The sequence below is a fragment of the Ensifer sp. EB106-05-01-XG146 genome, from assembly GCF_058791875.1.
Genome location: NZ_JBYTDX010000001.1, coordinates 3,414,579 through 3,439,385 on the forward strand (window position 1 = coordinate 3,414,579; position 24,807 = coordinate 3,439,385).

At 63.2% G+C, this 24,807-nt stretch carries 24 protein-coding genes; 10 read left to right on the forward strand and 14 right to left on the reverse strand.

Annotation, left to right across the window (positions count from 1 at the left end):
- The first annotated feature begins 310 nt into the window (after positions 1-310).
- Together AC3WVQ_RS16900 and AC3WVQ_RS16905 are read left to right on the forward strand one after the other, a co-directional pair.
- Positions 311-1,795, forward strand: a complete 1,485-nt coding sequence (locus tag AC3WVQ_RS16900; RefSeq protein WP_492382873.1) for a nucleobase:cation symporter-2 family protein — start codon at positions 311-313, stop codon at positions 1,793-1,795.
- 156 nt (positions 1,796-1,951) lie between these two features.
- Positions 1,952-2,863, forward strand: a complete 912-nt coding sequence (locus AC3WVQ_RS16905; RefSeq protein ID WP_090295349.1) for a DMT family transporter — start codon at positions 1,952-1,954, stop codon at positions 2,861-2,863.
- 61 nt (positions 2,864-2,924) lie between these two features.
- On the opposite strand, the gene AC3WVQ_RS16910 is transcribed toward AC3WVQ_RS16905, so the two are convergent.
- A complete protein-coding gene (locus AC3WVQ_RS16910) occupies positions 2,925-3,353 on the reverse strand; it encodes a Fur family transcriptional regulator (protein ID WP_034802472.1) in 429 nt (142 codons plus the stop codon).
- Positions 3,354-3,473: 120 nt separating this feature from the next.
- On the opposite strand from AC3WVQ_RS16910, the gene AC3WVQ_RS16915 reads away from it, so the two are divergent.
- From AC3WVQ_RS16915 to AC3WVQ_RS16930, 4 genes are read left to right on the forward strand one after another with little or no spacing between them, the layout of a single operon-like run.
- Entirely contained in the window at positions 3,474-4,379 is a 906-nt protein-coding gene (locus tag AC3WVQ_RS16915) for a metal ABC transporter substrate-binding protein (RefSeq protein WP_034802475.1), read from the forward strand.
- On the forward strand, positions 4,376-5,311 hold the full coding sequence (locus tag AC3WVQ_RS16920) for a manganese/iron ABC transporter ATP-binding protein (protein WP_034802478.1): 936 nt from the start codon (positions 4,376-4,378) through the stop codon (positions 5,309-5,311). The genes AC3WVQ_RS16915 and AC3WVQ_RS16920 overlap by 4 nt, the downstream gene beginning before the upstream one ends.
- Positions 5,308-6,168: a metal ABC transporter permease gene (locus tag AC3WVQ_RS16925; RefSeq protein ID WP_034802481.1), complete on the forward strand. Its 861-nt coding sequence runs from the start codon at positions 5,308-5,310 to the stop codon at positions 6,166-6,168. Before AC3WVQ_RS16920 ends, AC3WVQ_RS16925 begins: the two co-directional genes overlap by 4 nt.
- Positions 6,165-7,016, forward strand: coding sequence for a metal ABC transporter permease (locus AC3WVQ_RS16930; RefSeq protein WP_060611074.1), 852 nt, complete (start codon positions 6,165-6,167; stop codon positions 7,014-7,016). The genes AC3WVQ_RS16925 and AC3WVQ_RS16930 overlap by 4 nt, the downstream gene beginning before the upstream one ends.
- A gap of 40 nt (positions 7,017-7,056) precedes the next feature.
- Here the strand turns inward: AC3WVQ_RS16930 and AC3WVQ_RS16935 are convergent, their stop codons facing one another.
- Positions 7,057-7,806 (reverse strand): F0F1 ATP synthase subunit A, encoded by a 750-nt coding sequence (locus tag AC3WVQ_RS16935; protein WP_090295342.1) that lies wholly within the window; start codon positions 7,804-7,806, stop codon positions 7,057-7,059.
- A 330-nt stretch (positions 7,807-8,136) separates the two neighbouring features.
- Positions 8,137-9,042 carry an aminoglycoside phosphotransferase family protein gene (locus AC3WVQ_RS16940; RefSeq protein WP_090295339.1) on the reverse strand — a complete coding sequence of 302 codons (906 nt, stop codon included), beginning with the start codon at positions 9,040-9,042 and terminating at the stop codon, positions 8,137-8,139.
- Positions 9,043-9,083: 41 nt separating this feature from the next.
- On the opposite strand from AC3WVQ_RS16940, the gene AC3WVQ_RS16945 reads away from it, so the two are divergent.
- Both AC3WVQ_RS16945 and AC3WVQ_RS16950 read left to right on the forward strand, forming a co-directional pair.
- The gene (locus AC3WVQ_RS16945; RefSeq protein ID WP_162731870.1) at positions 9,084-9,245 is read left to right on the forward strand and encodes a hypothetical protein; all 162 of its coding nucleotides are present in this window, start codon (positions 9,084-9,086) and stop codon (positions 9,243-9,245) included.
- A gap of 81 nt (positions 9,246-9,326) precedes the next feature.
- Positions 9,327-10,241 carry a DUF6030 family protein gene (locus AC3WVQ_RS16950; protein WP_060521384.1) on the forward strand — a complete coding sequence of 305 codons (915 nt, stop codon included), beginning with the start codon at positions 9,327-9,329 and terminating at the stop codon, positions 10,239-10,241.
- A 36-nt stretch (positions 10,242-10,277) separates the two neighbouring features.
- On the opposite strand, the gene AC3WVQ_RS16955 is transcribed toward AC3WVQ_RS16950, so the two are convergent.
- The gene (locus tag AC3WVQ_RS16955; RefSeq protein WP_043619168.1) at positions 10,278-10,709 is read right to left on the reverse strand and encodes an Lrp/AsnC family transcriptional regulator; all 432 of its coding nucleotides are present in this window, start codon (positions 10,707-10,709) and stop codon (positions 10,278-10,280) included.
- 125 nt (positions 10,710-10,834) lie between these two features.
- Between AC3WVQ_RS16955 and AC3WVQ_RS16960 the strand changes: the two genes are divergently transcribed.
- Positions 10,835-11,938 (forward strand): saccharopine dehydrogenase family protein, encoded by a 1,104-nt coding sequence (locus AC3WVQ_RS16960; protein WP_034802496.1) that lies wholly within the window; start codon positions 10,835-10,837, stop codon positions 11,936-11,938.
- An 86-nt stretch (positions 11,939-12,024) separates the two neighbouring features.
- Here AC3WVQ_RS16960 and AC3WVQ_RS16965 read toward each other — a convergent pair whose 3' ends face one another.
- The 8 genes from AC3WVQ_RS16965 to AC3WVQ_RS17000 form a co-directional block, all read right to left on the reverse strand.
- Positions 12,025-13,452, reverse strand: coding sequence for a mannose-1-phosphate guanylyltransferase/mannose-6-phosphate isomerase (locus tag AC3WVQ_RS16965; RefSeq protein ID WP_110818908.1), 1,428 nt, complete (start codon positions 13,450-13,452; stop codon positions 12,025-12,027).
- A 178-nt stretch (positions 13,453-13,630) separates the two neighbouring features.
- Positions 13,631-14,032, reverse strand: coding sequence for a F0F1 ATP synthase subunit epsilon (locus AC3WVQ_RS16970; RefSeq protein WP_034803086.1), 402 nt, complete (start codon positions 14,030-14,032; stop codon positions 13,631-13,633).
- 120 nt (positions 14,033-14,152) lie between these two features.
- Positions 14,153-15,670 carry a F0F1 ATP synthase subunit beta gene (atpD, locus tag AC3WVQ_RS16975; protein WP_034802502.1) on the reverse strand — a complete coding sequence of 506 codons (1,518 nt, stop codon included), beginning with the start codon at positions 15,668-15,670 and terminating at the stop codon, positions 14,153-14,155.
- A 24-nt stretch (positions 15,671-15,694) separates the two neighbouring features.
- Positions 15,695-16,576, reverse strand: coding sequence for a F0F1 ATP synthase subunit gamma (locus tag AC3WVQ_RS16980; protein WP_034802504.1), 882 nt, complete (start codon positions 16,574-16,576; stop codon positions 15,695-15,697).
- Between the two features lie 27 nt (positions 16,577-16,603).
- A complete protein-coding gene (gene atpA / locus AC3WVQ_RS16985) occupies positions 16,604-18,133 on the reverse strand; it encodes a F0F1 ATP synthase subunit alpha (protein ID WP_492382874.1) in 1,530 nt (509 codons plus the stop codon).
- Entirely contained in the window at positions 18,133-18,699 is a 567-nt protein-coding gene (locus AC3WVQ_RS16990) for a F0F1 ATP synthase subunit delta (RefSeq protein WP_034802509.1), read from the reverse strand. Before AC3WVQ_RS16990 ends, atpA begins: the two co-directional genes overlap by 1 nt.
- A 257-nt stretch (positions 18,700-18,956) precedes the next feature.
- The gene (locus AC3WVQ_RS16995) at positions 18,957-19,343 is read right to left on the reverse strand and encodes an AGROH133_08824 family phage infection protein (RefSeq protein ID WP_034802512.1); all 387 of its coding nucleotides are present in this window, start codon (positions 19,341-19,343) and stop codon (positions 18,957-18,959) included.
- Positions 19,344-19,481: 138 nt separating this feature from the next.
- On the reverse strand, positions 19,482-21,698 hold the full coding sequence (locus tag AC3WVQ_RS17000; RefSeq protein ID WP_090295334.1) for a primosomal protein N': 2,217 nt from the start codon (positions 21,696-21,698) through the stop codon (positions 19,482-19,484).
- Positions 21,699-21,877: 179 nt separating this feature from the next.
- On the opposite strand from AC3WVQ_RS17000, the gene fsa reads away from it, so the two are divergent.
- Positions 21,878-22,531, forward strand: coding sequence for a fructose-6-phosphate aldolase (fsa, locus tag AC3WVQ_RS17005; protein WP_034802519.1), 654 nt, complete (start codon positions 21,878-21,880; stop codon positions 22,529-22,531).
- A 55-nt stretch (positions 22,532-22,586) separates the two neighbouring features.
- Here fsa and AC3WVQ_RS17010 read toward each other — a convergent pair whose 3' ends face one another.
- Complete coding sequence (locus AC3WVQ_RS17010; protein WP_090295332.1) at positions 22,587-23,720, reverse strand: AAA family ATPase; 1,134 nt, start codon at positions 23,718-23,720, stop codon at positions 22,587-22,589.
- A 68-nt stretch (positions 23,721-23,788) separates the two neighbouring features.
- The gene (locus AC3WVQ_RS17015; RefSeq protein ID WP_034802530.1) at positions 23,789-24,712 is read right to left on the reverse strand and encodes a GNAT family N-acetyltransferase; all 924 of its coding nucleotides are present in this window, start codon (positions 24,710-24,712) and stop codon (positions 23,789-23,791) included.
- Positions 24,713-24,807: the final 95 nt, after the last annotated feature.

Genomic DNA, 24,807 nt, shown 5'->3' on the forward strand with positions numbered 1-24,807 from the left:
GCGGAGCCTTCGCACCCGGCGCGACGAACCATCGTCGCTTCGCATTGCAGCAACGTTGCATCGTTGCTAGGATCAAGCTGTTCGTTGGCGCGCCTTGAGGCCTTCTTCGGCAATACCTGCCCGGTCGGCGCCGTTCGACGGTCAAATCCGAACCTTTCCCGCCCGGATCACCCCTCGACAACTTCCCCCGAAATCCGGAAAGTGTTTTCGTTCCGGCGATACTTGCGACATTCTGTCTCGACAACCGAAGATAGCGTTCCCCTGTTGGAGGACGGGGGCCGGACTGGTCGATGTAATGGGAGGAGGAACCATGAGCGACGTTTCCAGCATACACCCGGTGGACGAGAGGCTGCCCGTGGGCAGACTTGCGACCCTCGGGTTGCAGCATGTCCTTGTCATGTATGGCGGCGCCGTCGCGGTGCCCCTGATCGTCGGCCGCGCCTTGCAGCTCAGCCCCCAGGACGTCGCTTTCCTGATTTCCGCCGATCTTTTCGTTTGCGGCCTCGTCACCATCATCCAGTCGCTTGGCCTCGGCCGCAGCATCGGCATCCGGCTTCCGGTCATGATGGGCGTTACTTTCGCCTCGGTCGGCCCGATGGTCTCGATGGCGGCGATGACACCCGGGCAAGAGGGTGCCCGGATGATTTTCGGCGCCATCATCGGCGCCGGCCTCGTCGCGCTCCTGCTCGCGCCGGTCATGGGCCGGCTTCTGAGGTTCTTCCCCCCCGTCGTCACCGGCACGATCATTCTCGTCATCGGCGTTTCGCTGATGCGCGTCGGCGTGAACTGGATCTTCGGCAATCCCTTCGGTCCGACCGCACCCAAGCTCGTCGATCCGAGCCATGCGGAATGGCTGGCGGAGCTCAAGAAGGCCGCGGCCACCGGAGGCCCGGCGGTACCGGACGGCCTGGTGCTTGGCGCCAGCGTCCCGAACCCGCTCTACGCCGAGCCGAGCCACATTGCGCTGGCCGGCTTCGTGCTCCTCTCCATTCTCGTGATCGCCCGCTTCGGCCGCGGACTGATCAGCAACATCGCGGTGCTGACCGGCGTGGTCGTCGGCTGCGTCGTCGCCGCAGCAGTCGGCATGATGCATTTCGACCGGGTGGCCGATGCCGGCTGGTTCGCGGTGGTCACGCCGCTGCGCTTCGGCATGCCGATCTTCGATCCGGTGCTGATCGCCACCATGTCGCTGGTGATGATCGTCGTGATGATCGAATCGACCGGCATGTTCCTGGCACTCGGCGAAATCACCAATCGCGAAGTCTCGCGGCAGCAGTTGACGGCGGGGCTCAGGGTCGATGGCCTCGGCACCATGATCGGCGGCCTGTTCAACACCTTCCCCTACACGAGCTTCTCGCAGAATGTCGGGCTTGTCGGCGTCACCGGCGTCAAGAGCCGCTACGTCTGCGTGATGGGGGGCGTCATCATGATCGCGCTCGGCCTCATCCCGAAGATGGGCGCACTGGTCGAAGCGGTTCCGACCTTCGTGCTCGGCGGCGCCGGCCTGGTGATGTTCGGCATGGTCGCTGCGACCGGCGTGCGCATCCTGTCGACCGTCGATTTCAAGTCGTCGCGCAACAACCTGTTCGTGGTTGCCGTCTCGGTCGGCTTCGGCCTGATCCCGCTGATCGCGCCGAACTTCCTGATCTGGCTGCCGCATGCGATCCACCCGATCATCGAGTCCGGCATCGTGCTTGCCTCGATCTCGGCCGTCGTGCTCAACGCCTTCTTCAATGGCCTCAGCTTCGAAAGCACAGCCAGCGTCAACGCGGCCAAGCTCGCCGACAGCCATTGAGCCACCCGCAATCACGGAACCCCGGCTTTCCCACGAAAGCCGGGGTTTCGCTTTTTCACATCTCGGAGGATCCCGATACTTCGATCGCCAACGAAGCATCCGCCGTAAGCGTCGCGCTAGAACGATGGCAACAATGACGACAAGGATGCGATCCCGATGGCCAAGACCAACCTTTCTTTCGAACTCCTGCTGCTTCTTGCGCTCGCAACGCTCTGGGGCGCCTCCTACACCTTCATCAAGATCGGCATCGAGACCATTCCGCCGGTTACACTGATTGCCGCCCGCACCCTGATTGCCGGCGCGCTTCTTCTTGCCGTTCTGCGCTGGCGTGGTCTCAGCCTGCCGCGTGACGCGGCGACCTGGCGGCGCTTCCTGTTCCAGGCCTGCCTCAACAGCGTTGTGCCCTTCACGCTGATCGCCTGGGCCGAGCAGACGATCGATGCCGGCATCGCCTCGATCCTCAATGCGACGACGCCGATCTTCGCCTTCCTGATGACGGCGCTGATCACCCGCCACGAAGCGGTCACGGCCCGCAAGCTCGTTGGCATCGTCGCCGGCATGACCGGCATCAGCCTGATCATCGGCATGGAGGCCCTCGGCGGCCTCGGGGAACAGTTGCTGCCACAGTTGGCCGTGGTGCTCGCCACCGTCTGCTACGCGGGCGCCGCCATCTTCGGTCGCAGCTTCAAGGGACTCGACCCGATGATGCCCGCCGCCGGCTCGTTGATCGCAGGTGCTGCCCTGCTGATCCCGGTAAGCCTCGTCGTCGACAGGCCCTGGACGCTTGCGCCGTCGACGGAGTCGCTGCTGGCACTGCTCGGCCTCGCCGTCTTCTCGACCGCCCTTGCCTTTGCCATCTACTTCCGGCTGATCCAGACACTGGGCTCGGTCGGCGCCACGGCACAGGCCTATCTGCGCGTGCCGATCGGCGTTGCCATCGGCGCGCTCTTCCTCGGCGAACGGCTGTCGGACACCGCCTGGATCGGCCTTGGCTGCGTCATCGTCGGGGTCGCGGCCATGACCATTCCGGCGCGGCGACGCGTCGCCGCGATCGCCGACCGCGGCTGAGGCCACTTACGGATAAAGAGAAGAGATTGCGCGCGCCGTCTGGCGCGCCATTGCCGACGCCTCAGTCCTTGCGCTTGCGGCAGTAGAGTTCCAGCCGGTGACGTACGAGGTCATAGCCGAGTTCGGCGGCGATTTCCGCCTGAAGCTGCTCGATCTTGTCGGAGCGGAACTCGATCACCGCACCGGTGTCGATGTCGATCAGATGATCGTGGTGCGGCGCGTCGGCGGTCTCGAAGCGAGCGGTCGCACTCTCAAAGGCATGGCGCTGCACCACGCCCTGTTGCTCAAGCGCAGACAACGTCCGGTAGACCGTCGATAGCGAGACGGTGGCGTCGATTTCCTTCGCCCGGCGATGCAGTTCGTTTGCATCCGGATGGTCTTCGGCGGTGGCGAGGATCTTCAGAATAGCGGCACGCTGGCGCGTCACGCGCACGCCGCCATCCCTCAACACGCCTTCCAGTTCTTCGACACGATTCTTGTTCTGTTTCATGGTCGTACACTAGCCAAGGGCACGGCCTTTGAAAATAGCTAGTTGCGAATGCTTCTCATTTGCATTGACTTATGCAAATCATTCCCCTACTCCTGTGAGCATCAACACTGGGAGTAGAGAATGATCGATCAGACGAGGCGCGCGATCCTGGCGGCAATGACGGCCGTCGCAGCCATTGCGCTCGTTCCAGGCGCCGCTTACGCGCAGGAGAAATTCAAGGCAGTGACGACTTTTACGGTCATTGCCGACATGGCAAAGAACGTCGCGGGCGACGCGGCCATCGTCGAATCGATCACCAAGCCGGGCGCCGAGATCCACAACTACCAGCCGACGCCGCGCGATATCCTGAAGGCGCATGACGCCAAGCTGATCCTCTGGAATGGCCTGAACCTGGAGCGCTGGTTCGAGAAATTCTTCCAGAACTTCGACGATGTTCCCGGTGTCGTCGTCTCGACCGGCATCGACCCCATGGGCATTGCCGAGGGCCCCTATACCGGCAAGCCCAATCCGCATGCCTGGATGTCGCCATCGGCCGCGTTGATCTATGTCGACAACATCCGCGACGCCTTCGTGAAGTATGACCCTGATAATGCCGAGACCTACAAGGCCAATGCCGAGGCCTATAAGCAGAAGATCGAGGCGACCATTGCACCGATCCGCGCCGAGATCGCCAAGATCCCCGAGGACAAGCGCTGGCTGGTCTCGAGCGAAGGCGCCTTCAGCTACCTGATCCGCGATTTCGGAATGAAGGAACTCTATCTCTGGCCGATCAACGCCGACCAGCAGGGTACCCCGCAGCAGGTCCGCAAGGTGATCGACGCCGTCCGGGCGAACCATATCCCTGTGGTCTTCTCCGAAAGCACGATTTCGCCGGACCCGGCAGAACAAGTGGCGCGCGAGACCGGTGCAAAATACGGCGGTGTGCTCTACGTTGATTCCTTGAGCGAAGCGGACGGCCCGGTTCCGACCTATGTCGACCTGCTGCGCGTCACATCGGAAACCATCGCCAAGGGTCTTGCACAATGAACCTTCAGGTGAAGACGCGCTCCGGGCCAGCACCTTCTTCCGGTGAGCAAGGAAGCGGCATCCGCGTCGCGGGTGCCACCGTCACCTACCGCAACGGCCTGCGGGCGCTGCGTGACGCCAGCTTCGAGATCCCGACCGGCACGATCACCGCGCTCGTCGGCGTCAACGGCAGCGGCAAGTCGACGCTGTTCAAGGCGATCATGGGTTTTGCCCGCCTGTCGCGCGGCGAGATCGCGATCCTCGGTCTTTCCGTGCCGGACGCGCTGAAGAAAAACCTCGTCGCCTATGTGCCGCAGGCCGAAGAAGTCGACTGGAACTTCCCGGTGCTGGTCGAGGACGTGGTCATGATGGGCCGTTACGGCCACATGAACATGTTGCGCATCCCGAAGAAAGTCGATCACGAAGCGGTCGAGGCAGCCCTTGCCCGCGTCGGCATGAGCGACTACCGCAAGCGCCAGATCGGCGAACTCTCCGGCGGCCAGAAGAAGCGCGTCTTCCTCGCACGCGCCCTTGCCCAGGACGGCAAGGTCATCCTGCTCGACGAACCCTTCACCGGCGTCGACGTCAAAACCGAGGACGCGATCATTCGGCTTTTGATCGGCCTTCGCGACGAGGGCCGGGTCATGCTGGTCTCGACCCACAATCTCGGCAGCGTACCGGAATTCTGCGACCGCACCGTGCTTCTGAAGAACACCGTGCTCGCCTATGGCCCGACCGAGACGACCTTCACCCGCGAGAACCTCGAGCTCGCCTTCGGCGGCGTGCTGCGGCACTTCGTGCTCGGCGGCGATAGCCTGCACGACGACGCCGATCCCCGCCAGCTTGCCGTCATCACCGACGACGAGCGTCCGCTCGTCATGTATGGCGACAAGGACCGCATGGTGGCGCAACCGGCAAAGCCCGAGACCAACGGGGAACAGAACGGCAAATGATCGCCACGCTCTCCGAACCCTTCACCTACGGCTACATGCTCAACGCCATGTGGGTGAGCGCACTGGTCGGCGGCGTCTGCGCCTTCCTGTCCTCCTATCTGATGCTGAAAGGCTGGTCGCTGATCGGCGACGCGCTCTCGCACTCGATTGTGCCCGGCGTTGCCGGCGCCTACATGCTCGGCCTGCCCTTCTCGCTCGGCGCCTTCTTCTCCGGGGCCCTTGCCGCCGGCGCCATGCTGTTTCTCAATCAGCGCACAAGGCTCAAGGAAGACACGATCATCGGGCTGATCTTCACCTCCTTCTTCGGCCTCGGCCTCTTCATGGTCTCGCTGTCGCCGACGTCGGTGAACATCCAGACAATCGTGCTCGGCAACATCCTGGCGATCACGCCCGCCGACACGCTGCAATTGGCGATCATCGGCATCGTCTCGCTCATCATCCTGACGGCCAAGTGGAAGGACCTGATGGTGACCTTCTTCGACGAGAGCCACGCCCGCTCGATCGGCATCCCGACGACCTTCCTCAAGGTCTTGTTCTTCACGCTGCTTTCGGCCTGCACGGTCGCGGCCCTCCAGACCGTCGGCGCCTTTCTCGTCATCGCCATGGTCGTAACACCGGGCGCCACCGCCTATTTGCTGACGGATCGTTTTCCGCGGCTGATCCTCATCAGCGTCGCCATCGGCACGCTGACGAGCTTCTTCGGCGCCTATTTCAGCTATTTCCTCGATGGCGCCACCGGCGGCATCATCATTGTGCTACAGACGCTGATCTTCCTCACGGCCTTCGTCTTTGCCCCGAAGCACGGGCTTCTGGCCGCGCGCCGGCGCGGCGCCGAACCGGTGGAGGCCGGCCGATGATCTCGCTCGACATGATGCTTGCCGTGTTCGAATTCGAGTTCATGCGCAACGCGCTTTTGATCTCGGTGCTGGTGGCGATCCCGACCGCGATGCTCTCCTGCTTCCTGGTGCTGAAGGGCTGGTCGCTGATGGGCGATGCGATCTCACATGCCGTCTTTCCCGGCGTGGTGATCTCCTACATCGTCGGCCTGCCGCTCGCCGTCGGTGCCTTTGCCGCCGGCATGTCCTGCGCGCTGCTCACCGGCTATCTCAAGGAAAACAGCCGCATCAAGCAGGATACCGTCATGGGCGTGGTCTTCTCCGGCATGTTCGGTTTCGGCCTGGTGCTCTACACCAAGATCCAGAGCGACGTGCACCTCGATCACATCCTCTTCGGCGACATGCTCGGCATCGGCTGGCCGGACATTGTCGAGACCGGCGCGATCGCGCTCGTCGCCGCCGGCATCCTCGCGGTCAAGTGGCGGGATTTCCTGCTGCATGCCTTCGACCCGGCCCAGGCCAAGGCGGTCGGCCTGCCGGTCAACTGGCTGCACTATGGGCTGCTGGCGATCCTGTCGCTAACGATTGTCGGTGCGCTGAAGGCGGTGGGGCTGATCCTCGCCATCGCCATGCTGATCGCGCCCGGCGCCATCGCCTTCCTGATCACCCGGACAATGGGCATGATGCTCATCGTCGCCGTGCTGATCGCGATGACGGCGTCCTTCACCGGCGTCTATCTGTCCTTCTTCATCGACAGCGCGCCGGCGCCGACCATCGTGCTCCTGATGACCGCAATGTTCCTGATGGCCTTCGCCTGGTCGTCCTGGCGGACCTACCGCAACGAAGCCCGGCGCGTGGCGGCCGAATGAAAAAGAGGCTCCCCTTGGCGGGGGAGCCTCTTGCCTTTTCTCAGTGGCTCGGATGCAGCGCGTCGTTGAGATACATGCAGGTCAGCATGGTGAAGATATAGGCCTGGATCAGGGCCATCAGCAGCTCCAGCCCCGTCAGCGCCACCGTCATCAGCAGGGGCATGATCGCCGCCAGAATGCCAAGCGCGCCGAAACCGCTCAAGCCCACGACGAAGCCGGCGAAAACCTTGAGCGTGATATGACCGGCGAGCATGACCGCGAACAGACGGACCGAGTGGCTGACCGGGCGCGACAGGTAGGAGACCACCTCGATCGGGATGATGATCGGTGCCAGGATCAACGGCACGCCTGAGGGCATGAACAGCCTGAGAAAGCCGAGGCCGTGCCGGTAGAGGCCGTAGAGCGTGACCGTCAGGAACACCAGCATCGCCAGCGCGAAGGTGACGGCGATATGGCTCGTTACCGTGAAGGCATAGGGAAACATGCCGATCAGGTTGGCGGTCAGGATGAACATGAACAGCGAGAACACCAGCGGGAAGAAGCGCATGCCCTTTTCGCCGGCGTTGTCGCGCAAAGTCTTTGCCGCAAACTCATAGAGGATTTCGGCAGCCGACTGCGCCCGGTTCGGCACGAGGCCGCGTCTCCTGGTCGACAGGATCAGGAAGAGGCTGGCGATCGCGATCGTCAGCACCATGTAGGCGGCCGAGTTGGTAAAGCTGATCTGGTGGCCGCCGACTTCGGCGATTGGGAAGAGCGACTTGATCTCAAATTGTTCGATGGGTCCGGCCATCATCAACCTCGTGCGTTGGTGACGAAACGTCGGCGGCGCGCGCAGGCGGCCACCTGCGCGCTTCAATATGTTGGGAAAGCGATCGGCGGCCGAGATCGTTCCACGAAACGATGGCTTCCGGCGGGGCAATTGGGCTGCTCGATGAAGGAATTGGTCACGCGGACGTGCCGCGGGCTACAGGGCTGCATGGTACGATCGTCTCCAATATCTCGGTCGAGATAATGGGGCCGTCCCCAGGCGAAACACCGACGCGGGTCGTCCCGCGTCCGCCTGACCTAGAGGCAATTTGCGCCGGGGTCAAGTCGGCGCTTGGCCGCCGCGCAACCGGTCTCAGCCGTAGCGACGGTGATCCGCAAGCACCTCGTCGATCACCACGCGCTGCTTTGCCTTTTCGCTCGCGGGCGCGCCAGTCATGTCGGCAAGGACGATCAGCGCCTTCCACAGCGTCCAGCCGCGGCCGCGCGCCCAGGCGCCGCGATCGAGAGCCATGCCGTCGCGGAAAACCTCGCGGCTCTCGCCGTCGAAAAACGTCCAGGCGATCGCCAGATCGCAGGCCGGATCCCCGACGCCGGAGGTGCCGAAGTCGATGACGCCGCTCAAGCTGCCGTTCTCGACCAGCAGGTTGCCCCAGGCGATATCGCCGTGAAACCAGACAGGCGCTCCTTCGAAAGACGCGGCAAGTGCGGCCTCCCACACCTCTGCTGCCACTGTCGTATCGACATTGTCCGCAAGCAGCGTGAGCGCCTGACGCGTCTGCGCGTCATAGAAGGCGGGCGGTCCGCCGCGATGGAAATTGTGATCGCCGGGCAAGGGTGCCCCGATGGCATCCGCTTGCATCAGCGCGCGCAGGAACCGCGCCAGGTCCTTCGCCACCTGACTGACATCGTCGACCCGCTCGACAGCCAGTGTTTGCCCGGGGAGATAACGATAGACCGACCAGGGCCAGGGAAAACCTTCTCCCGGCACGCCCTTGCCGAGAGGCACCGGAATGGGCAGCGGCAGTTGCGACGCCAGCAGCGGCAGCCAGCGATGTTCCTTTTCGACCTGCAGAACGTAGTGTTCGGCGCTCGGCAACCGGACGGTCATCCGGTCGCCGAGGCGAAACGTCCGGTTATCCCAGCCGCCCGGTTCGATCGGCCGTACGTCGAGTTCCGACCATTGCGGAAACTGCGCCGCGAGCAGCCGGCGCACCAGTGGTACGTCGATCGAGGGAGTTGCGGATGTCGGCTCTGTCATGACGAACGTACGCCCCGTTTGAATGTCTGCGGACGCAAGCTATGCAATCGCTTCCGGATTTCAACTTTTTAGTTCACGCCGACAACCATTCACCGGCGCGTTGCACCGGGATGCAACAGTCGCCGCGCGGTTATCGGCGGTTGCATATTGCCGTCGCGACGGATTTCGAGGATGAAGAAAGCTTGGACATCTTGCTAGCCTGAGATCATGGAAACCCGGCAGACCGATCGCCCTTCGCTGGAGGCTCCGCAGCTCATCGCCCATCATCGGGCGGGCGAGGCTGCATGAGCACGGCCAAGGGCAAGACGCCCGCCGGCAAGCCGGCCCGCAGCACCGGTCTGCGCTTCTTCATCGTGGCCCTGCTGCTGATCGTCACCGCAATCGTCGCGACGGCCCTGCTCGCCAACGAGCAGCGCAATCTGAAAAGGGTTCTGCTCGCATTCGGCCTGCCGACGACCTTCCTCGAACGGGGAAAGCCAGACGAGACGACGGGCACGAAGCGCGCGAGGCGCGTGCCACCGCGCATCGCCCTGCCCGCCTGGACCTTCCAGGATCTGCAGACGCCGGAGCAGCCGTTCCTGCGCGCCATCCGCAGCGACCCCAAGGCGCTTTGCGACGAGTTGCGCGACGCCGGGTTTCGGGAACTCGAATGGAAATCGAGCGCCGGCGAACAGGCCCAATGGGAATGCTCCTCGCTCATTTCCTTCCCCCGGCCGGGCGAGGACAAACCCTCCTCGATCTTCATCTTCGTCAAGGGCAGCGGCGAGGAAGAGATCTCATCGTTCCGGGTCAAGCTCAACATCGAGCGCCAGGAGGACAGCCAGGCGGTGACGACGGCGGCGGCCCGCGCGGCATCCGTGTTCCTCGACCACGTGCGCTGGGCGGATGCGGCCAGCGTCACCTTGCAGATCCAGGCGCTGAGGGAATTCGACCTCAAGCGCTTCGGCAGCCGCATCCAGCTCAAGCGTGAATCCGACGAGGAGACGCAGCGCTACAATTTCCTCGCCAATCAACCCGCCCGCGCCCGCCCGAAGAACATTGCCGAACAATATTTCGACCGCAGCAAGTGGCTCGCCTATGGCGATGGCAGCCTGCGCAGTTTCGTTCGGGGGCCGAGCGCCTGGAACGCTCCAGCCAAGGTGCCCGACGGAACGGGTAGCAACAAAGAGGAATCCGCGCCGTCCGCTAGCCCACCCTGACGGCCGCGTCGCTTGTCGCTTGAGCCGAAGGACGGCCTAGCGGTCGATCCGCGTCGAGAGGATGATCGACGACAGCGTCCGGTCGACACCGTCGATTTCGCCGATCCGATCGATCAGCAGATCGAGTTCGCTGATCGACGTCGCGGCGACCACGGCGATCAGATCGAAGCTGCCGCTGACCGAATGCAGCGTCTGGATTTCCCGGATGGCGCTCAGTTCTGGGGTCACGCGCGAGAGCGCCCGCGGCGCAATGGTGATCAGCACATGCGCCTTGACTAGCCCCTTCTCGTAGCTTTCCGAGAGGCGCACGCCATAGCCGGCGATGATGCCTTCGCGCTCCAACCGCTCGATACGGGCCTGCACCGTCGTGCGCGACAGACCAAGCCTTCGGGCAATCGTCGCCGTCGGCATGCGGGCGTTCTCGCTCAAGATGGCGAGAAGCTCGCGATCCTTGTCGGTGATCTGCATTTCGTCGATCCTGTTGGGCAATCTGCCGAATTTAGATAGGCGATTTAGTCATATCAGCGCTTCAAATCAACAGCCCCTCCCGCGACAATAGAGACACAAACAGTTCTCATACCCCGGGGGAAAGAATGAAGAATATCGTCGTCATCGGAGCAGGCAAGATCGGCTCCACCATCGCTCGCATGCTGGCCCACACCGGCGACTACAGCGTCTGCGTCGCCGACCGCGCCGCCGAGCAGCTGGAACAGGTCGAAAAGCATGCCGCGATCACGACGGCAACCGTCGACATAGGCGACAAGAAGGCGCTCGTCGCCCTTCTCTCCGGCAAGTTTGCCGTGCTCAGCGCCGCTCCGTTCCACCTGACGGTCGCAATCGCCGAAGCCGCTGCCGAAGCCGGCATCCACTACCTGGATCTTACCGAAGACGTCGAATCCACCCGCCAGGTCAAGGCGATCGCCGCCAAGGCGAACACCGCCTTCATCCCCCAGTGCGGCCTCGCACCGGGCTTCATCTCGATCGTCGCCAACGATCTCGCCAGCCGCTTCCAGACGCTGGAAAGCGTGCGCATGCGCGTCGGCGCCCTACCGCAGTACCCGTCGAACGCTCTGAACTACAACCTCACCTGGAGCACCGACGGCGTCATCAACGAATACATCGAGCCCTGCGAGGCGATCGTTGAGAGCAACCTGATCGAAGTTCCGGCCATGGAAGAGCGCGAAGAATTCTCGCTCGATGGCGTCACCTACGAAGCCTTCAACACCTCGGGCGGCCTCGGCACGCTCTGCGAGACGCTGAAGGGCAAGGTCCGCACGCTGAACTACAAGACGATCCGCTACCCGGGTCACGCAGCCATCATGAAGGCGCTGCTGAACGACCTCGGCCTGCGTCACCGCCGCGAAGTCCTCAAGGACATCTTCGAAAATTCGCTACCGACCACCACCCAGGACGTCGTCGTGATCTTCGTTACCGTTTCGGGCTTCCGCGACGGTCGCCTGATCCAGGAAACCTACGCCAACAAGGTCTATAGCGGCGTCGTTGCCGGTCGCATGCAGAGCGGCATCCAGATCACCACGGCCGGCAGCATCTGTGCCGTGCTCGATCTGCTCGCCGAAGGCAAGATCGCCCAGAAGGGTTTCGTTCGTCAGGAAGACATCGGCCTCGACACCTTCCTCGCCAACCGCTTCGGTCACTACTACGCCCAGAAGGGCGAGAGCGCGCGCGTCGCCGGCTGAGCCAATCAGTCCTGACGCGCCGACTTCAATGCCCGGGTTCAGCCCGGGCATTTTTCGTTTCACGGTCCGCCAACGATGCGATGCGCTTAGTTGCGGCCGAATTCGTCTTCAATGCGAACGGTGTCGTCGTCGCCGAGATAGGAGCCGGTCTGCACCTCGATCAGCTCGAGCGGAATCTTGCCCGGGTTGTGCAGCCGGTGCACCGTGCCCTGCGGAATGAACACGGACTCGTTCTCGTGCAGGAGCCGCGTCTCGCCGCCCATAGTGATCTCCGCCGTGCCGCGCACGACGATCCAGTGCTCGGCGCGGTGATGGTGCTTCTGCAGGGAGATCTTCTTGCCGGGCGTCACACGCAGCCGCTTCACCGAGAAGCGCTCGCCGTCGGAAAGCGCGGCCACCGCGCCCCAGGGACGGTAGGCAGTGGGGTGCACTTCCGTCAGCGCTGCGGTTTTGGGAGAACGCGCGAGCGCCTTGACGATATGGCCGACGCTCTGGCTGTCGTCTAGCCGCCCGACATAGACGGCGTCCTCGCCGGCGATGACGGCCACGTCTTCCAACCCCTGCACCGCCAGGTGAATGTCGCGTGACAGAACCAGCGAGTTGCGGGTGTTCGACACCGTCGCCCGGTCCGTGACGACATTGCCGTCGTCATCCTTGCGCCCGGTCTTCCACACCGCATCCCAGCTTCCGAGATCCGACCAGGGGAAGGACGACGGCACAACGGCTGCATGGTCGGTCTTTTCGAACACGGCGTAGTCGACGGAAATATCCGGAGCGGCTGCAAAGCTCTCGCCGTGCAGCCGGGTGAAATCGAGATCCTTGTAGGCACCTTCGACCGCAGCCTTCGCTGCGTCGAAGACTTCGGGCGCAAAGCGCTTCAACTCGTCGAGGAAGAGCGTCACCGGCAGCATGAACAGGCCGGAGTTCCAGAGATAGCGCCCGGTCGCGATCATCGACTCGGCTTTCGCCCGATCCGGCTTCTCGACAAAACGCACCACCCGGTTCGTACCTTCGGCCAGCTCGTCGCCACACTCGATATAGCCGTAACCGGTGGCCGGCTCGGTCGGCGTGATGCCGAAGGTCACCAGCTCTCCCCGCCCGGCGGCCGCCTGCGCTCTCAGGATGCAGTCCTCGTAGAGGACGCCGGCATCGATCTCGTGATCGGAGGCGAGCACCTGCATGATCGCCCCTTCGCCGTAGCGGCCAAGGACTGCAAAGGCGGCGGCGGCAAGGGCCGGTGCGGTGTTGCGCGCCACCGGCTCCAAGAGGATGTCGCCGAGCTCAGCCTCGATCGCACGGGCTTGCTCGGCGACGATGAAGCGAAAGTCGCTGTTGGTGACAACGATGGCAGGTTCGTATCGCGTGCGGTCGCCCACGCGTTCGAGCGTCTGCTGGAACAGCGATCGCTCGGAAAGAATCTGCAGGAACTGCTTGGGCGCGGCGGAGCGCGAGAGCGGCCACAGTCGGGTGCCCTTTCCGCCGGCCATGATGACAGGAACAATCTTCGACGTCATGCCAGCAGTCTCTCTTCCTAGGCTGAACGATGCCGGCTCAGTACAGCAGCTCTAATGAAGAATGGCTAAAGCGGCCGGTCCGGCTGCTATTGGTTACAAGATCGGACAAAACAGGCAACAAAAAACCCCGCTCGAGGGCGGGGCTTTCTCATTCGCTTCACCCTTCCGGGTGTCCCTTTCAGGCCGGGATCACGATCTCGCCGAGCTTCGTCAGTTCGGCGACGAACTGCTCCAGACGGGTCTTCTTTTCGTCGCCGGCGCCTTCCAGCTCGGCACGAACCGCGTCGATACGGCTTTCGAGAGCCGTGCGGTCGAGTTCATCGACATGAACGGCGGATTCGGCGAGCAGCGTGCAGCCGGTCGGCAGGATGTCGGCAAAGCCGCCAAACACCGCAAAGCGCTCCGTCTTGCCGTCGGCCAGCTTCACCGTGACCACGCCGGGCTTCACCGTCGTCATCGTCGGCGCGTGATTGGCCATCACGGTCATCTCGCCCTCGGTCGCCGGGATGACGACTTCCGTCACCTTTTCAGAGACGAGCAGGCGCTCGGGGGAAACAAGCTCAAAGTTGAAATCGGCCATGACCATTCACTTCTTGTGGGCGCGCCACCTGAGAGGCGGCTGTGCATGTCTTCCCTATCCTTGCGAAAGGACAGGATGAAAGCCTCGGCGCTTGTGCAGCGCCGAGGCTTAACAGTGCTATCAAGCGGCTTCGGCAGCCAGCTTCTTGGCCTTTTCAATCGCTTCTTCGATCGAGCCAACCATGTAGAAGGCAGCTTCCGGCAGGTGGTCGTACTCGCCGTTGACCAGGCCCTTGAAGCCCTTGATCGTGTCTTCGAGAGCGACGAGCTTGCCCGGCGAACCGGTGAAGACTTCGGCGACGAAGAACGGCTGCGACAGGAAGCGTTCGATCTTACGAGCGCGGGCAACGGCCAGCTTGTCTTCTTCAGACAGTTCGTCCATGCCCAGGATGGCGATGATGTCCTGGAGCGCCTTGTAGCGCTGCAGGGTCGTCTGCACCTTACGCGACACTTCATAGTGCTCTTCGCCGACGATCATCGGGTCGAGCATGCGCGAGGTCGAGTCGAGCGGGTCAACGGCCGGGTAGATACCCTTTTCGGCGATCGAGCGCGACAGAACGGTCGTTGCGTCCAGGTGGGCGAACGAGGTTGCCGGTGCCGGGTCGGTCAAGTCGTCGGCCGGAACGTAGATGGCCTGAACCGAGGTGATCGAGCCCTTGGTCGTCGTGGTGATGCGTTCCTGCATCTGACCCATGTCGGTCGCCAGCGTCGGCTGGTAACCCACGGCCGACGGAATACGGCCGAGCAGAGCCGACACTTCGGAACCTGCCTGGGTGAAGCGGAAGATGTTGTCGACGAAGAACAGAACGTCCTGGCCCTTGTCGCGGAAGTCTTCAGCGATCGTCAGACCCGTCAGGGCGACACGAGCGCGGGCGCCCGGCGGTTCGTTCATCTGGCCGTACACGAGAGCAGCCTTGGAGCCTGCGCCACCGCCGTGCTTGTTAACGCCGGACTCGATCATTTCGTGGTAAAGGTCGTTGCCTTCGCGGGTACGTTCACCCACGCCTGCGAACACCGAGTAACCACCGTGCGCCTTGGCGACGTTGTTGATCAGTTCCATGATGAGAACGGTCTTGCCGACGCCTGCGCCGCCGAAGAGGCCGATCTTGCCGCCCTTTGCGTAAGGAGCGAGAAGGTCGACGACCTTGATGCCGGTGACGAGGATCTGCGCTTCCGTCGACTGCTCGACGTAGGACGGCGCTTCCTGGTGGATGGCGCGCTTGCCCGAGGTGACGAGCGGGCCTGCTTCGTCAACCGGCTCGCCGATGACGTTCATGATACGGCCGAGCGTTTCGTCGCCAACCGGAACCGTGATCGGTGCGCCGGTGTCGGTGACCGACTGGCCGCGGACGAGACCTTCGGTCGAGTCCATGGCGATCGTACGGACGGCGTTTTCGCCGAGGTGCTGTGCGACTTCGAGAACGAGGCGGTTACCGTTGTTGTCGGTTTCCAGCGCGTTCAGGATCTGCGGAAGCTGGCCTTCGTCGAACGCGACGTCGACGACGGCGCCGATGACCTGCGTTACGCGACCGACAGCGCCGGTTGCGGCTGCTGCTGCGGTCTTGGCGGAAGCTGCCTTCCTCGGTGCAGCGGGCTTCTTCTCCGCTGCGGTTTCTTTCGGGGTAGCTGCCTTAGCCATAATCCTTACCCTCTTCTCGTGACCTTAGAGCGCTTCCGCGCCCGAGATGATTTCAATGAGTTCCTTGGTGATCTGAGCCTGGCGCTGACGGTTGTAGTTCAGCGTCAGCTTGTTGATCATCTCACCAGCATTGCGCGTCGCGTTATCCATCGCGCTCATCTTGGCGCCCATTTCGCCGGCGACGTTCTCGAGCAAGGCCCGGAAGATCTGCACCGAAATGTTGCGCGGAATGAGATCGCTGAGGATCGCGCCCGCGTCCGGCTCATATTCGTAGACAGCGGAAGCATCCGATGCTTCCGCTGCGACCGGGCCGGCCGAAGCGGGGATCAGCTGCTGAGCCGTCGGAATCTGGGCGATAACGGACTTGAACTCAGAATAGAACAGCGTGCAGACATCGAACTCGCCCTTTTCGAAGAGCGCGATGATCTTGTGGCCAATCTGGTCGGCGTTTTCAAAGCCGATCTTCTTGACCTCACGCAGGTCGACACGATCGATGATCAGCGACGCGTATTCGCGGCGCAGAATATCGAAGCCCTTCTTGCCGACGCAGATGATCTTGACCGTCTTGCCGGCTGCAAGCAGCTTGCGAACGTGGTCGCGGGCATGACGGGCGATCTGCGAGTTGAAGCCGCCGCAAAGGCCGCGTTCAGCCGTGCAGACGACCAGAAGGTGCGTATCGTCCTTGCCGGTTCCGGTCATCAGCGCAGGCGCGCTGTCGTCCGCGCCAACCGCCTGGGCGATGTTGGCGAGAACGGCAGCCATACGCTGCGAGTAAGGCCGGGCGGCCTCGGCCGCCTCCTGCGCGCGCCGAAGCTTCGCCGCGGCGACCATTTTCATCGCCTTGGTGATCTTCTGCGTCGCCTTGACGGAGGCGATCCGGTTCTTCAGATCCTTAAGTGAAGGCATCCGTTATCCGTCCTAAATGAAATCCGCTCAGGCGAAAGACTTGGCGAAGCTGTCGATTGCAGCCTTCAGCTTGCCCTTGACGTCGTCGGAGATCGCCTTGTCCTTGCGGATGGTTTCCAGGATGTCCTTGCCTTCCGAACGCATGTACGAAAGCAGGCCCTGCTCGAACTTGCCGACCTGGTTGACCGCCAGCTTGTCGAGGTAACCGTTGACGCCTGCGAAGATGACAGCGACCTGTTCTTCCGTCTTCAGTGGCGAGAACTGCGGCTGCTTCAGGAGTTCGGTCAGGCGGGCGCCGCGGTTCAGCAGGCGCTGCGTAGCGGCGTCGAGGTCCGAGCCGAACTGCGCAAAGGCGGCCATTTCGCGATACTGGGCGAGTTCGCCCTTGATCGAGCCGGCAACCTGCTTCATCGCCTTGATCTGCGCGGCCGAGCCAACGCGCGAAACCGACAGACCGACGTTAACGGCCGGACGGATGCCCTGGTAGAACAGGTCGGTTTCGAGGAAGATCTGGCCGTCGGTGATCGAGATCACGTTCGTCGGGATGAACGCCGAAACGTCGTTACCCTGCGTTTCGATGACCGGCAGAGCCGTCAGCGAGCCAGCGCCCATGTCGTCGTTCAGCTTTGCAGCGCGCTCGAGCAGACGGGAGTGCAGGTAGAAAACGTCGCCCGGGTAAGCTTCGCGGCCCGGCGGGCGGCGCAGCAGGAGCGACATCTGGCGGTAGGAAACAGCCTGCTTCGACAGGTCGTCGTAGCCGATCAGGGCATGCTTGCCGTTGTCACGGAAGTATTCGCCCATCGCGCAACCGGCGAACGGTGCGAGGTACTGCATCGGAGCCGGGTCGGAAGCGGTCGCAGCAACGATGATCGAGTACTGCAGAGCGCCACGCTCTTCCAGAACCTTCACGAACTGGGCAACGGTCGAACGCTTCTGGCCGATTGCGACGTAGACGCAATACAGCTTGTCACCTTCCGGACCATTGTCGTGAATGGCCTTCTGGTTGAGGATCGTGTCGAGGATGATCGCGGTCTTGCCGGTCTGGCGGTCGCCGATGACGAGTTCGCGCTGGCCACGGCCAACCGGGATGAGGGCGTCGATGGCCTTGAGGCCGGTCGACATCGGCTCATGCACCGACTTGCGCGGAATGATGCCCGGAGCCTTGACGTCAACGCGCGAGCGCTGCTTGGCGTTGATCGGGCCCTTGCCGTCGATCGGGTTGCCGAGCGCGTCGACGACGCGGCCGAGCAGTTCCGGACCAACCGGAACGTCCACGATGGCGCCAGTCCGCTTGACGGTGTCGCCTTCCTTGATGTCGCGGTCCGAACCGAAGATAACGACACCGACGTTGTCGGCTTCGAGGTTCAGCGCCATGCCGCGAATTCCACCCGGGAATTCGACCATTTCGCCTGCCTGGACATTGTCGAGGCCGTAGACGCGGGCAATACCGTCACCGACGGAAAGCACCTGACCGACTTCGGAGACTTCTGCTTCCTGGCCGAAATTTTTGATCTGATCTTTGAGAATTGCGGAAATTTCCGCGGCGCGGATATCCATCAGCCGACCTCTTTCAGTGCAAGCTTAAGGGTAGAGAGTTTGGTGCGAAGGGAAGTGTCAATCTGGCGGGACCCGACCTTGACGATCAGACCTCCAAGAATAGACGGGTCGACGGTGACGTTGACCGCCACGTCTTTGCCGGTGACGCTCTTCAGCGTCGCCTTCAATTCAGTTTCCTGCGCCGCGGAGAGCGCATGGGCCGACGTGACGTCGGCGGAAATTTCACCACGATGGCGCGCGGCGATCAGGCGGAACGCCTTGATCATGCCCGGCAGCGCGAAGAGGCGGCGATTGCGGGCAACGACCTTGAGGAAGTTACCGACGAGCCCGGAGATGCCAGCCTTCGCGGCAACTGCCGAAATGGCCTTGAACTGGTCGTCTGCAGAAAAGACCGGGCTGGCGATCAGCCGCTTCAGATCGTCGCTGCCGTCGATCAGGGCCTGGACGCGGGTAAGATCCGCACCGACTGCCTCGACCGAACCGGCGCTGAGCGCGAGTTCAAAAAGCGAGGACGCATATCTTTCTGCAACACCGGAAATAAGCTGGGATGTGTCTGCCACGGGCACAAGCTTCTCTCAATTTCATCCAAGAACTGCGCTGGCGGTGGGCCGTCAACTTAAAATCTTGAATTTGCTGCAATAATTTGCAGGATATCGAGGCCTGGCGACCCACTTCCCCCGCAATTCGCGGTTCGTCTAGCATAGGATGTTTGGACTCGCAACACGCGAAGGGCAGGAATGCGGCATAAGTCGGCCACCTTTGGCCGAATTTTGCCGTAAATTCGGTCCTGCGCTGTGAATCGCGGGGAAGCCCGCAATCGCAATCAGATCATGCCGAAGACATAGGCGAGCGGAAGGATGGCGAGTGCCGCCTGAACGATGAGCGCCGCCCAGTTGTAGAGCGTGCTGCCGTTGTCGCTCATCATCGAGAGGATTCGGCCGAAGGCGGCGAGCGCAAAGGCCGCGCCGACAGCGAGATAAACCATCGGCTGGGCGAGCAGAATGGCGGCAAGACCGAGCCCCACATGCATGCCGCCCATGGTCGAGCGCGCCTCGGCAAGGCCGCCGCGCCGCCCCTCGGCAATACCGATGCCGGCTGCGCGAAAGGTCAGCCGCGGAGCAAACAGCATGACGACGCCGATCAACGCTGCTACCGCCGCCGCGCAGAAGGCGAGGAACTCGCCGGTTTCCGTCGGAATATAAAACTCCATGCCCGTTCCCGCAGATGAGCCCGTTGTCATGCTGCCCCGTCGTCGGCCGGAGCAATGCGTCCCTGACCTCTAGCGCATGTAGCCCCGGTTGTGAATCGCCCACGGGCTTCAGAATGCGGCGATCACAGGAAACTTGAACTACAGGAAGCTCTGCGGATCGATGTCGAGCTGGACGCTGATCGAGCCGCGCTCCTTGGGACCGGCGGCGATCATCGCCTTGACGAAGGCCTGCATGTCGCTGTTACGCCGGCCATGCACCAGCAGCCGGAAGCGATGCCGCCCACGCACCAGCGCCAGCGGCGCCTCGGCCGGACCGAGAATACTGATACCCTCGGTGCGGGGGGCGGCCATCCGCAAGCCGCGCGCGTGGCCCTCGGCATCCTGGCGCGTGTCGGCCGAAACGATCAGCGAGGCAAGCCGGCCAAAAGGCGGCAGCAGCGCTTTCTCGCGCTCGGCGATCTCGCGGTCGTAGAAGGCGTCGGCATCGCCGGAAACGATCGCCTGCATCACCGGATGCTGCGGCTGATAGGTCTGCAGCAAGCCGAGGCTTTTGAGACCCGTTCGGCCCGCACGACCCGTCACCTGCGAGAGCAGCTGGAAGGTCCGCTCCGCCGCACGCGGATCGCCGTTCGCAAGACCCAGATCCGCATCGACAATGCCGACCAGTGTCATCAGGGGGAAGTTATGTCCCTTGGCGACGAGTTGCGTGCCGATGACGATATCGGCTTCGCCACGCGTGATGGCTTCAAGCTCCAGCCTCAACCGTTTGACGCCCATCAGGTCGGAAGAAAGCACGATGGTGCGCGCCTCGGGGAAATGCCGCTCCACCTCTTCGGCGATGCGCTCGACCCCCGGCCCGCAGGCCACCAGATGATCGAGCGTGCCGCATTCCGGGCAGGCTTCCGGCGTGCGCTCGGAGTAGCCGCACTGGTGGCACTGGATCTGCCCGCGGAAGCGATGCTCGACGAGCCAGCTCGAACAATCCGGGCACTGGAAGCGATGGCCGCAGACGCGGCAGAGCGTCAGCGGTGCGTAGCCGCGACGATTGAGGAAGAGCAACGCCTGTTCGCCACGCTCGACCGCCTTGCCGACCTGGTTCAAGAGCACCGGCGACAGAAAGCCGCCGCGTGCCGGCGGGTGCTGACGCATGTCGACGACGCCGAGCCGCGGCAGCGCCGCATCGCCGAAACGGGTCGGCAGGTGGATCGGCTTGTAACGGCCGACGTCGCCATTGACCCGGCTTTCGAGCGACGGCGTCGCCGAGACGAGCACGACGGGAAAGCCGGTGATGCGACCACGAACGACCGCCATGTCGCGCGCATTGTAGAAGACGCGATCTTCCTGCTTGTAGGCGGGGTCGTGCTCTTCGTCGACGATGATGAGGCCCAGTTCCTCGAAGGGCAGGAACAGCGCCGAGCGGGCGCCGGCCACGACGCGGACGGTGCCTGTCGTCACCTGGCGCCAGACCTTTTCGCGGGTGCGGGGAGCCAAGTCCGAATGCCACTCGGCGGGCTTGGCGCCAAAACGATCCTGGAAGCGCTCGAGGAAGCTCGACGTCAGCGCGATTTCGGGAAGCAGGATCAGCACCTGCTTCCCGGCGCGAAGGGTCGCAGCGATCGCCTCGAAATAGACCTCGGTCTTGCCGGATCCGGTGATGCCGTCGATCAGCGACACCGAGAAGCCGCCCTCCTCTACCGCTGCCAGCAGATCGGCGGCCGCATCCTTCTGTGGGCCTTCGAGCCGGGGCGCGGCGAAATCGGGATCTGGCAAGGCGACGACAGGCGGCGGCGCCATGAAGACGGTCTCGAAGACGCCTTGCTGGGTTAGCCCTTCGATCACACTCGACGACGTGCCGGCGGCATGCGCCAGCCCCGAACGAGTCCAGGAAAAACCGTCACTGGCGGCAGCGATTACGCGCTCGCGCGCAGCCGTCATGCGCTCCGGCCGCATCTCGGTGAGACGCAGTGCCTCCACCATCGGTTCGGGATCGAACGCCGCCGGTGCGCGGAGCGCCATACGCGCCACCAGCCCCGGCGGCGTGACGGTATAAGCGGCCACCCAATCGAGAAAGGTCCGCATGTCGCGCGTCAGCGGCGGGCAGTCGAAAGCCTTCTCGATCGTCTTGAGTTTCTTGGCATCGACGCTCCCGTCATCATCGCCATCCCAGACCACGCCGACGACGAGACGGGGGCCCAGAGGCACCTGCACGATCGAGCCCGGTTCGACCGCCATGCCGTCGGGAACCGCATAGGAATAGGCTTTCGGCGCCGGCATGGGCACCAGGACCGGCACGACGCGACGGGCCGAAACGGGCCCGAGCAAATCGCCGAATAAATCGGTTGAATCGCGAGTCATTTTGCCGTGACCTTGCCACGTGTTTCGGTTAAAGAAAACTGCGCTGCGAACCGCAGCCTTGCAGGCCGCAGGGTTTGTCACGGTTCCACCAGAGTTTCAACGCGCGCGATCTCTGCCAACGGAATTCCTCCCCGGTAGATATGCGCCGAACGGCAATCGTGCCCCAAGGGAGTGACCCCATGAAATTTTTCGTTGATACCGCCGACGTCAAGGAAATCCGTGAGCTGAACGATCTCGGCCTCCTCGATGGCGTCACCACCAACCCGTCGCTGATCCTGAAGTCGGGCCGTGACATCACGGAAGTCACCAAGGAAATCTGCGGCATCGTCGAAGGCCCGGTTTCGGCTGAAGTGACCGCAACCGAATACGCCGAGATGATGAAGGAAGCCGCCGTTCTCTCGAAGATCGCCGACAACATCTGCATCAAGCTGCCGCTGACGCTCGACGGCCTCAAGGCCTGCAAGGCGCTGACGTCTGACGGTCACCAGACCAACGTGACGCTGTGCTTCTCTGCCAACCAGGCCCTGCTCGCCGCCAAGGCCGGCGCGACCTTCGTCTCGCCTTTCGTCGGCCGCCTCGACGACATCGCGTTTGACGGCATGGACCTGATCCGCGAGATCCGCCACATCTACGACAACTACGGCTACGAGACCGAAATCCTCGCAGCTTCGATCCGCACCGTGAACCACGTCAAGGAAGCCGCCCTCATCGGCGCGGACGTCGTCACCGCACCGCCGGCAACGCTGAAGGCGCTGGTCAAGCACCCGCTGACCGACAAGGGCCTCGAAACCTTCCTGGCCGACTGGGCCAAGACCGGCCAGAAGATCGCCTGATACTTTCAGGAAAGTTCAGAAAGAGCCCGGCCACCGCGCCGGGCTTTTTTGTTGCCTACTCGTCATCGTCCATCAGCCCTGTCAGCCGCATGCCGTCGATCCAGGTGGCGCTGTCCTTGCGGATCACTCGCCGCGGACGAATGCCCGAGCGTTGACGCACTTCCTGCGCCAGCCGCTCCGAATGGGTGACGATCCAGACCTGGCTTTCGCGCGACGCGCTGGCGATCATGTCGGCAAGCGCCGGCAGCATGTCCGGGTGCAGGCTCGTCTCCGGCTCGTTGAGCGCGATGAAGCGCGGCCGGCGATAGGAAAGCAGTGCGGCCGCCAGCGCCAGAAAACGCATCTGCCCGTCGGAAAGCTCGCGCGGCGAAAACGGTCTGTTGGGAAAATCCGGAAAGACCAGCGAAAACTCGGCGAACTGGCCAGGTTCGGGAACACCGAGGTAAGCGCCGCCGAACGCGTCGGCGATGGCCCGGTCGAGATCGACCGTGTCCTCGCGCGTGTGACGGAGCGTTGCAAAGACGGCCGCCATATTGACGCCGGTCTCGTCGAGCATCGGCGCGGTCACCGCAAGGCAGGGCAGCCGCAACGGCGAATCGCGGTCGGTGCGGAAGCCGTGAAAAAAGCGCCACTGCTCGACCGCACGGCGGAAGGTGCCGACCTCCGGATAATGGCCGGCATCGCCGAGCAGCGAGATCGCCGTTTCGGACGTCAGCGCCTGCTCCGGATAATCCTCCATCCGCCCGCGTTCGCCGCGCACGAAGATGCCGGGGCCCACGCGTTTCATCATCGTCACCGGGCGGCGGCCGGTTTCGACCGTCAGTTCCTCTTCCTTGACCTGTGGCTCATAGGCGAACCCGGCCGCAGCCTTCGGCGGACGCAGCCCGGCCTCGATGCGGTAGCGGAAGGTGATGGCCCGCTCCTCGTCCAGAAGCTCGGTTTCGAGCCTTATGCGCGCCGGCTTGTCGGCACGCCGGCGGCCGCTCCAGAGCGCCGACGACATTCCGCCCTCTTCGGCAATCTCGCGCGCCAAAGTGCCCCGCGTGGCGGCTTGCACGAGTTGAAGCGCCCGGTAGAGATTGGACTTGCCGACGCCGTTTTCGCCGATGAACAGGTTGACCCCGGTCAGATCCATGCGGATCGACCTCAGCGAACGGTAGTTTTCGGCAAACATGGATTGAAGCTGCATGGCTCAGACCTAGCCGATCCGCCGCGCGGGGTGAAGCCCGCCAGCGTTTCCGTAAGCCACGACAGTCGCTAGAGCGCGGCCGCCGTTTGCAGCCGGGGCTTGAAGGCCGCGTCGGCATCCAGCGCCAGATCGAAGACCGTGTGTCGTTCGAGCGCCTTCGTCACCTCGCCCGTTTCACCTTCCAGCGCCTCCGGCGGGATGAGGTTGCCGATGCGAAAGTCGAAAAGATCGCCCTTCTTGTTCAGCAGTTCGTGGAACACGGTCATGTCGCGCAGCTCGGTCGACCATTTGGCGAACCAGTAGAACAGGCCGGAATTGCGGGCGCTCATATGCACCGGCAGGATCGGCAGGCCGTATTTGCGCGCAAAGCCCACGGCCGATGTCTTCCATGGCCGCTCGTTGAGACATCCTTCGGCCCAGTAGGCGATGCGTCCCGAGGGGAAGAGCACCGTCGCCTTACCCTCGCCGATCGCCCGGTTGGTCACCTGCAGCGTCTCACGCGCCTTCAGCTTGCTCTTGTGTTCCTCGCGCCATTCGACCGGGATGACCATTTCGACGAAGCGCGGATTGACGCGGATGGCGTCGCGATTGGCGAAGAACATCATGTCCGGCCGCCGGCTCTTCAAGAGGTCGAAAACGGCGATCCCATCGGCAATGCCGGTCGGGTGGTTGCTGACGAGCAGGAAGCCGCCCTTGGCGGGAATGCGCTCGGCCCGGTCGACCCGCACCTCCAGCGAAAGCAGCGAGCTCAGGTGCTCGAAGGCCTGGAATCCCGGCATGTTGGCGACGGCATCGGCGAACTCGTGCGCCTTGCGATAGTTCAGCAACGTGTAGAGAAAAGGCCGCATCAGCGGCCATAGCGGGCTCTTGACGATCCGCTGGCCACGCTCCGCGATCAGCGTGTCGACGATGTGGCCAGGCTGCCCCTGGGAGACCAGGGTGATTACTTCTGCAAAATGCGCGAATCCGTTCACCGAATCCCGTCCCGCCATAGTCCGATCCGTTTGTTTGCGGCTGACCATCGCAATTCTATATGATCGAAGGATGACAGATTCCAAGGGTGCATTAGCAAAAACCTAAGATGCGT